Below are 439 nucleotides of genomic sequence, written 5' to 3' on the forward strand. Positions count from 1 at the left end.
CTCTAGCATGTCCCGAAGGGTCAATTTACTAACTACTTCAGCCAGTGTCATTGGCGGATTATCGGCATCGCCTGTTAACATGTCTGTTATCCAGCGATACAGCTCGGACACATTTTTCATCCGCATTTCAGCGGCTTTGGCACTAGGCGATGATTCATACAAGTAAGCTTCGTAATTAATATTACGTACTAAATCCTTCACCGCCTCCAGTGTATCACTGCGCACTGCGTTATCTGAAAGCTCAACCACCCAACGGGCAAACCCAGCTAGTGCATTTAAACCACGTCCTTTTAGTCTGTATCCTAAGTCGTTATCAAAGCAGGTCGCAAATAAGCGTTGGTGTTTTTCATTAGCTAAGGTGCCAAGCTTTTCAAGCGTGACTGTACCAATTTCACGACGTGGGGTATTCACAATTCTTAAAAAAGCATTGTCATCATCT

Annotated in this window: 1 pseudogene; it reads right to left on the minus strand. The window is 44.2% G+C overall.

The window, feature by feature from the left end:
- Positions 1–439: pseudogene (locus PSH48_RS20985) on the minus strand (ATP-dependent DNA helicase Rep); the annotation flags it as partial.

Source organism: Pseudoalteromonas sp. Angola-4 (assembly GCF_028599265.1).
GTDB classification, from domain to species: Bacteria; Pseudomonadota; Gammaproteobacteria; order Enterobacterales; family Alteromonadaceae; genus Pseudoalteromonas; species Pseudoalteromonas atlantica.